The sequence below is a fragment of the Geobacillus sp. Sah69 genome, from assembly GCF_001414205.1.
In the GTDB taxonomy this organism is placed as follows: Bacteria; Bacillota; Bacilli; order Bacillales; family Anoxybacillaceae; genus Geobacillus; species Geobacillus stearothermophilus.
Genome location: NZ_LLKS01000043.1, coordinates 1 through 8,354, shown reverse-complemented (window position 1 = coordinate 8,354; position 8,354 = coordinate 1). Strand labels below are relative to the sequence as shown.

Here is an 8,354-nt window from a genome sequence, read left to right as displayed (position 1 = left end):
GACCAATGAGGATCCGGTCTCGGAAGAGTTTCGCCCTCTCAAGCAGATCATCGAGCGATTCAACCGGACCTTTAAAGGCAACTACCGCCCGACCCATGGGTTTGGTGCGGAAGAAGGCTCGGTGTCCTTTGTGACGCTGTTTGTGGCGTATTTCAACTTTCTGCGCCCACACAGCGCGCTCGAAGGCCGGGTGCCGGTCGTCATCCCGGAACTGGCGGATCTTCCGCATATGCCGGCCCGGTGGACGAAGCTGATCGCCATGGCACAAGCGTTTCTCCAACAAGAGGCGGCCTGACTTTTTTGTCCTCCGGAGCCCGTTGAACAGAACTCCTGCCGGATTCGGCGAAGCGAACCCTTGACCAACCGAACACCGCCAAAGGTAAAATTCGGTCATGGCAAGGGCGGCTTTCTTATTGCCTTCTTTTTTGTCCCCGTCGCCCTTGACGACTCTTCCGCACCTTTGGCGGGTGTTGGTCAAGGGCGAATCCGGCCCTCCGCATGCCCCACGATGCTCAATGGGATGATCTGTGTGGAGTTTTCATAGAACTTTTGACGCTACCTGATTGATCGCAAAAAGAGATGGATTTTATCTAAATTATATATTGTTTATATTAATTTTGAAAACTACAATGAATATTACAGACAATTCGGAACGGGAGGGGAAGGCAGCATGAAACACTACGGATTACCGGAAGCGCAAGGGTTATATCGCCCGGAATTTGAGCATGATGCATGCGGGATCGGGTTTTATGCGCATTTGAAAGGAAAACCGTCACATGACATTATCGAAAAAGCGCTCCATATGCTTCGCCAGCTTGAACACCGCGGCGGACAAGGGAGCGATCCGGAAACAGGCGATGGCGCGGGCATTATGACGCAAATTCCGCATGAGTATTTTCAAGCGGTGTGCAGCGGGATGAACTTGCCGGAAAAAGGGCGCTACGGGGTCGGGATGTTCTTTTTGCCGGAAGAGGAAGCGAAACGGGCGTACTATGAATCGATGTTCAATGAGATCATCGCTCAAGAAGGGCAACGGCTGCTCGGATGGCGGACAGTTCCAGTTGATCGTGAAAAGCTTGGCAAACTGGCGCGGCAAAGCAAGCCGTTCATCCGTCAAGTGTTTGTCGCGGCAAGTGATGACGTGACTGATGAGTTGGCGTTTGAACGGAAGCTGTATGTGATCCGCAAACAATTCGAAAAATGTGTGGAACACAACGAGTGCTATGTAGCGAGCTTCTCGAGCCGAACGATCGTGTATAAAGGGCTTTTGACGCCGGAACAAATCGATGCGTTTTATTTGGATTTGCAAGATGAACGGTTCCGTTCGGCGTTTGCTCTCGTGCACTCGCGTTTCAGCACGAACACGTTTCCGAGCTGGGAGCGGGCCCATCCGAACCGCTACTTGATCCATAACGGCGAGATCAACACGCTGCGCGGCAACGTCAACTGGATGGCGGCGCGCGAGAAACAATTTGTGTCCGAAGCGTTCGGCGCGGATTTGGAAAAAGTCGTGCCGATTTTGGATACGAACGGCAGCGACTCGTCGATTTTGGACAATGCGTTTGAATTTTTCGTTCTCGCTGGCCGGAAGCCGGCCCATGTCGCGATGATGCTCATTCCGGAACCGTGGTTTTGGGATGAGCAGATGGACGGGGCGAAAAAGGCGTTTTACGAGTACCACAGCTGTCTCATGGAGCCGTGGGACGGACCGACGGCGATTTCGTTCACCGACGGCAAGCAAATCGGCGCCATTTTGGACCGGAACGGTTTGCGTCCGGCCCGCTATTATGTCACCAAAGACGACTACATTATTTTCTCATCCGAAGTCGGCGTCATCGATGTTGACCCGAACAACATTTTATATAAAGAGCGGCTGAGCCCGGGGAAAATGCTGTTGGTTGACCTCGAGCAAGGGCGCATCATCTCTGACCAGGAAATCAAGGAAGAAATGGCTCATGAAAAGCCATATCGCCAATGGATCAACGAGCAAATGATCACGCTTGGCGATCTGGAAATTCCGGAGGACGTCGAAGCGCCGAAGCAACTCGTCAAACTGCAAAAAGCGTTCGGCTACACGTTTGAAGATGTGGAAAAAACGATTTTGCCGATGGCGGCGGAAGGAAAAGATCCGACCGGCGCTATGGGCATGGACGCGCCGCTTGCCGTGCTGTCGGAGCGGCCGCAAAGTTTGTTCAACTACTTCAAGCAGCTGTTTGCCCAAGTGACAAATCCGCCGATTGATGCGATCCGCGAATATGTCGTCACCTCGACGATGACGCTGCTTGGCAAAGAAGGGAACATTTTGCATCCGGACGCCAAAGCGGCGCGGCGCATCCGCTTGGAAACTCCGCTATTGACGAACGAAGAGCTCGCAGCGTTAAAAGCCAATCCGTACCCGGAATTTGCGTGCGCGGTGCTGCCGACGCTGTTTACTGATGATTTGAAACAGGCGCTTGATGAGCTGTTTGCCAAAGCGGATGAAGCGATCGAAAACGGGGCGGTGCTTCTTGTGCTGTCCGACCGCGGCGTTGATGAAACACATGTCGCCATTCCGGTTTTGTTGGCGACAAGCGGGCTTCACCAGCATCTTGTCCGCAAAGGGACGCGCACGAACGTCAGCCTGCTTGTCGAAAGCGGCGAAGCGCGTGAAGTGCATCATTTTGCGGCGCTCATCGGCTACGGGGCGGACGCCATCAACCCGTACTTGGCGCTGGAGACGATCCGCCAAGCGTCAGAAAACGGCACGATCGCCTTGTCGTACCGCGAAGCGGTGAAAACGTATATGAAGGCAGCCGTTGACGGCGTTGTCAAAGTGATGTCGAAAATGGGCATTTCGACGGTGCAAAGCTACCGCGGCGCGCAAATTTTTGAAGCGGTCGGCATCGGCGACGATGTCATTGAGGAATACTTCACCGGCACGGCATCGCAAATCGGCGGCATCGGGCTTGCGGAAATTGCGAAAGAAGCGAAAATGCGCCACGAAGCCGCTTTCGGAGCGCGGCATGAAGACGATGTGCTCGATGCAGGCAGCGAGCTGCAATGGCGGCGCAACGGCGAACATCACGCGTTCAATCCGAAGACGATCCATTTGTTGCAATGGGCGTGCCGGAAAAACGATTACAACCTCTATAAACAATATTCGAAACTGGTCAATGAAGAACAGTTGACGTTTTTGCGCAACTTGTTCGACTTCGATTCGAAGCGCCCTCCGGTGCCGATTGACGAAGTCGAGCCGGTTGAATCGATCGTCCGCCGCTTTAAAACCGGCGCGATGTCGTTCGGTTCGATCAGCCAGGAAGCCCATGAGGCGCTGGCGATCGCCATGAACCGGATCGGCGGAAAAAGCAACAGCGGCGAGGGCGGCGAAGACCCGGCCCGCTATGTGAAAGACGACAACGGCGACTGGCGTCGCAGCGCGATTAAACAAGTGGCGTCCGGGCGTTTTGGCGTAAAAAGCCATTATTTGGTTAACGCTGACGAATTGCAAATCAAAATGGCGCAAGGGGCAAAACCAGGTGAAGGCGGGCAGCTTCCGGCCAATAAAGTGTATCCGTGGGTCGGCAAAGTGCGCGGCTCAACGCCGGGAGTCGAGCTCATTTCCCCGCCGCCGCACCATGACATTTACTCGATCGAAGACTTGGCCCAGCTCATTTACGATTTGAAAAACGCCAACAAAGACGCGCGCATCAGCGTCAAGCTCGTCGCCAAAGCCGGCGTCGGCACAATCGCGGCTGGCGTGGCGAAAGGGAACGCCGATGTCATCGTCATCAGCGGCTATGACGGCGGCACGGGTGCGTCGCCGAAAACGAGCATCAAGCATGCCGGCTTGCCGTGGGAGCTTGGTTTGGTGGAAACGCATCAGACGCTCATGCTCAATGGGTTGCGCGACCGCGTCGTTCTAGAAACCGACGGCAAATTGATGACCGGCCGTGACGTTGTGATGGCGGCGCTGTTTGGGGCCGAAGAATTCGGATTTGCGACGGCACCGCTCGTCGTTTTAGGCTGTGTCATGATGCGCGTCTGCCATTTGGATACATGCCCGGTCGGCGTGGCGACGCAAAATCCGGAACTGCGCAAGAAATTTACCGGCGAGCCGGATCATGTCGTCAATTTCATGTATTTCGTCGCTCAGGAAGTGCGGGAAATGATGGCGGAACTCGGATTCCGCACGATCGACGAAATGGTCGGCCGCGTTGACGTCTTAAAAGTGAGCGAACGGGCGAAAGCGCATTGGAAAGCGAAACATCTTGACTTGTCCCGCCTCTTGTATCAAGTCGATGGCCCGCGCACAGGCAGCAAAGGGCAAAACCATCGAATGGAAGAGACGCTCGACTATACGGAAATTTTACCGGCGGTGCAGCCAGCGCTTGAGCGGCAGGAGCCGGTCGAACTTCACCTCGCCATCCGCAACGTCCACCGCACGGTCGGGGCGATGACAGGAAGCGAAATCTCGAAGCGCTACGGCGAGGAAGGGCTGCCGGATGATACGATCCGCCTCCATTTCACCGGATCGGCTGGGCAAAGCTTTGCAGCGTTTGTGCCGAAAGGGATGACGCTTGAGCTCGTCGGCGACGCGAATGATTACGTCGGCAAAGGGCTTTCCGGCGGCAAAGTGATCGTCCGTCCGCCGCATGAGGCGCCGTTTGCCGCGTCTGACAACGTCATCATTGGCAACGTGGCGTTTTACGGGGCTACAAGCGGCGAAGCGTACATTCGCGGCCGCGCTGGGGAGCGGTTCTGCGTCCGCAACAGCGGCGTCCATGCTGTTGTCGAAGGCGTCGGCGACCACGGCTGTGAATATATGACCGGCGGCCGCGTTGTCATCCTCGGTTCGGTTGGCAAAAACTTCGCCGCCGGCATGTCCGGTGGGATCGCTTACGTTCTTGCCGATGAAGACAGCTGGAAGCAAACCGCCAACCTTGAGCTCGTCTCATTTGAGCGGCTCGAAGACGAGGAAGAAATTCGCGACGTGCGCCGGATGATCGAAAACCATTACCGCTATACAGGAAGCCCGCGGGCTGCATTGGTGCTCGACGAGTGGGACGATTACGTCCGCCGCTTCGTCAAAGTTATTCCGCGCAATTACAAACTGATGATTGAGACGATCGAAACGCTCGAACAGTCCGGGCTTTCGCACGAAGAAGCTGTCATGGCGGCGTTTGAAACGGTGGCAAAACAGAAAAAAGCGGCTGTCGGCGGCGTCCATCAGCTGCAAGCGGTGGCGAAGTAACGCTGTGGCTTGCGATTGGCCGCGAAGTGACGACGCCGCTTCGGCTCCGCGGCTTCGCGGGGCCCGCTTTTTGATCGGCCAACAGGCGGGAAGGCCGCATGAGAGAAGAGAGGATACGTACGGAAAGAAGGAGGGGAACCATCGTGGGAAAAGCAACAGGATTTATGGAATATGCACGCGAGGAAGAGAAAAAGCGCGATCCGCTTTCCCGTCTTGATGATTGGAAAGAATACACGCAGCCGTTTTCCGAAGACGTGCTGGCCCGCCAAGGTGCCCGCTGTATGGACTGTGGCACGCCGTTTTGTCATATGGGATTGGAGCTAAACGGCCTGACTTCGGGGTGTCCGGTGCACAACTTGATCCCGGAATGGAACGATTTGGTGTACCGAGGCCGCTGGAAAGAAGCGCTTGATCGTTTGTTGAAAACGAACAACTTCCCGGAATTCACCGGCCGCGTCTGCCCGGCGCCGTGCGAGGGGTCATGCACGGTGGCGATTTCCGACCCGGCGGTTGCCATTAAAGGGATTGAACGGGCTATTATTGATAAAGGGTTTGCCGAGGGATGGGTGAAACCGCGCATTCCGAAAACAAGAACAGGGAAAAAAGTGGCCATCGTCGGCTCTGGCCCGGCTGGGCTCGCCTGTGCCGACCAACTTAACCAAGCTGGCCATTCGGTGACGGTGTACGAGCGGACCGATCGCATCGGCGGCTTGTTGATGTACGGAATTCCGAATATGAAACTGGAAAAAGAAGTGGTCGAGCGTCGGGTGCGTCTGCTCGAAGAGGAAGGTATTACGTTTGTCACGAACACCGAAGTTGGCAAGGACATCACCGCCGAGGAGCTGCGCGCCGAGTACGACGCCATTGTCTTGTGCATCGGGGCGCAAAAGCAGCGCGATTTGGCCATTGAAGGCCGGGAGCTGGAGGGCGTCCATTTTGCGATGGATTATTTGACCGGCGTGACGAAAAGTTTATTGGATTCGAATTTTGCCGACGGCCAGTTTATCGATGCCAAGGGAAAACGTGTCATTGTGATCGGCGGCGGCGACACGGGGGCCGACTGTGTGGCGACCGCGCTGCGCCAAGGCTGCAAAAGCGTCGTCCAGTTCGGCAAACACCCTGCCTTGCCGGACAAGCGCCCGGACGATAATCCGTGGCCGCAATATCCGCTCGTCTTTACGCTTGACTACGCGTATGAAGAAGCAAAAGCGAAATTCGGCGCCGACCCGCGTCAATATTGCATTCAAACAAAGAAAATCGTTGGCGACGAGCACGGCCGCGTGAAAGAGCTGCATACGATTCAAATGGAAAAAATCATCGATGAAAACGGCAAAGCGATCTTTAAAGAAATTCCGGGGACGGAACAAGTATGGCCGTGCGATTTGGTGTTTATCGCCATCGGGTTTGAAGGGCCAGAGCAGCCGTTGTTGAAGCAGTTTGGCGTTGAAACGATCAACAACAAAGTGAAAGCCCCATACGGCAAATATACAACAAACATCGAGGGCGTGTTTGCGGCTGGCGACGCCCGCCGCGGCCAAAGCTTAATTGTCTGGGCCATCCATGAAGGCCGAGGGGCGGCTCGTGAAGTCGATCGGTTCCTGATGGGAGAGACGAAGTTGCCGTGGTGATGGATCCCTCCTTAAAAAGCACCGCTTTTTAAGGAGGATTTTTTGTTTTTCTGGAAAAGAAGGTATAAGGAGGAGAGTGATGCTCAGCATGAATCGACGATTATGGATCACTGCGGCTATGAGTCTGGGCCTTTTTTTGCTTGTTTGGACAGGCGTGGCCGCTGGATGGACGGAGAGAATGGATGAAGAGGGGCTGCGTCTGTTTGATTATTGGAATTGGCTTGACCCGTTTACGTTTCTTGGCAATGGAAAGACGATTGGTACCATCAGCATTATGCTTGTCATTGGTTTATGGTTTTTCCGCCGCGACGTCTACGGAATGGTGTTGGTTGTGGCCGCTGTTGGCGGGGGATATGGCATCAATGAGTGGCTAAAACATATCATTGGACGGCCTCGACCTCCTCGTGCTGAAATCGGTGGATTTAGTTTTCCAAGCGGCCACGCGATGATCGGGACGATTTACTTGTTGATTTTGGCGTACTTTTTGGCGCAAACGCGCACGAAGCGAGGCGAGCGGGCCGCGATTTACGGCGTTTTTGGAGCGCTTGCTCTGTTGACTGGCTTAAGCAGGTTAAGTCTGCAAGTGCATTATCCATCTGATGTGCTTGGTGGGTTTTTGCTCGGGGTTGCCTATGTATCAGCCTGCCTGGCTCTTTACCGTAGGTTCACTCGCTGAAGCGGATTTTAGAACATGGACAAAAAACGATTTTTGTTTTGATTTCGCGCGGTGAAAAGCAAATTTTGCGGCTTTGTGTTGAGCTTTGCCGTTGTCGAAATTAGGGAGAAAATCTCTTTTTCTATACTATCGCGTTGACCGAGACAATGATACAATGGGGAAAAGGAGCATTCCCGTTAGGAGCTTTTCCGGGGACTTGATCAAAAAAAGCCCTCTTGGTATGATGCAGGGGTGTCAAACAATACCTACCATCATGCCAAGGAGGACTTCAGATGAATTGTACACAAAACTATAAAATTGATCAAGTTACGGAACAAACGCTTGTCGTGGGCATCGATATCGCGAAACGAACCCACTACGCCTGCTTCGTGGATGACCGGGGGCGCGTGCTTCGCAARTCGTTCCCGATCTTCCAGTCGAAAGAGGGGTTTCARCAGCTGTATAAAGCGATTCAGGGGGCGATGCAAGCGTTCGGGAAGTCAGAGGTGATCGTCGCCGTGGAGCCGACCGGGCACTACTGGTTGAACCTGGCCTACTTCCTCGAGGAGCACGGGATCCCGTTGGTCATGGTCAACCCGGCGCATGTGTGCCGGTCGAAAGAACTTGATGACAACCTGCCGACGAAACACGACGCCAAAGACGCCCTGGTCATTGCCAGACTGGCAAAAGACGGACGATTCCTCGTTCCCCGGCTGCTGCACGAGATYGAAGCCGATTTGCGCGTGGGRAGCACGCTCAAAGAGAAGCTCCGCAAGGAACAGACGGCGGTGAAAAACGCGATCGTCCGCTGGACCGACCGATATTTTCCGGAGTTTTGGAC

5 protein-coding genes are annotated in these 8,354 nt (G+C 54.7%); all 5 read left to right on the top strand.

Annotated elements, in window-relative coordinates; genetic code table 11:
- The coding region (locus AP057_RS11335) for an integrase core domain-containing protein (RefSeq protein ID WP_152968882.1) at positions 1-295 on the top strand (295 nt) is incomplete at its 5' end.
- 375 nt (positions 296-670) lie between these two features.
- Positions 671-5,230: a glutamate synthase large subunit gene (gltB, locus tag AP057_RS11330; RefSeq protein WP_055358759.1), complete on the top strand. Its 4,560-nt coding sequence runs from the start codon at positions 671-673 to the stop codon at positions 5,228-5,230.
- A gap of 143 nt (positions 5,231-5,373) precedes the next feature.
- Positions 5,374-6,858, top strand: coding sequence for a glutamate synthase subunit beta (locus AP057_RS11325; protein WP_055358758.1), 1,485 nt, complete (start codon positions 5,374-5,376; stop codon positions 6,856-6,858).
- A gap of 79 nt (positions 6,859-6,937) precedes the next feature.
- Complete coding sequence (locus AP057_RS11320) at positions 6,938-7,534, top strand: phosphatase PAP2 family protein (RefSeq protein ID WP_055358757.1); 597 nt, start codon at positions 6,938-6,940, stop codon at positions 7,532-7,534.
- A gap of 272 nt (positions 7,535-7,806) precedes the next feature.
- Positions 7,807-8,354: transposase (locus tag AP057_RS11315; RefSeq protein ID WP_152968881.1), on the top strand; the 548-nt coding region annotated here is incomplete at its 3' end.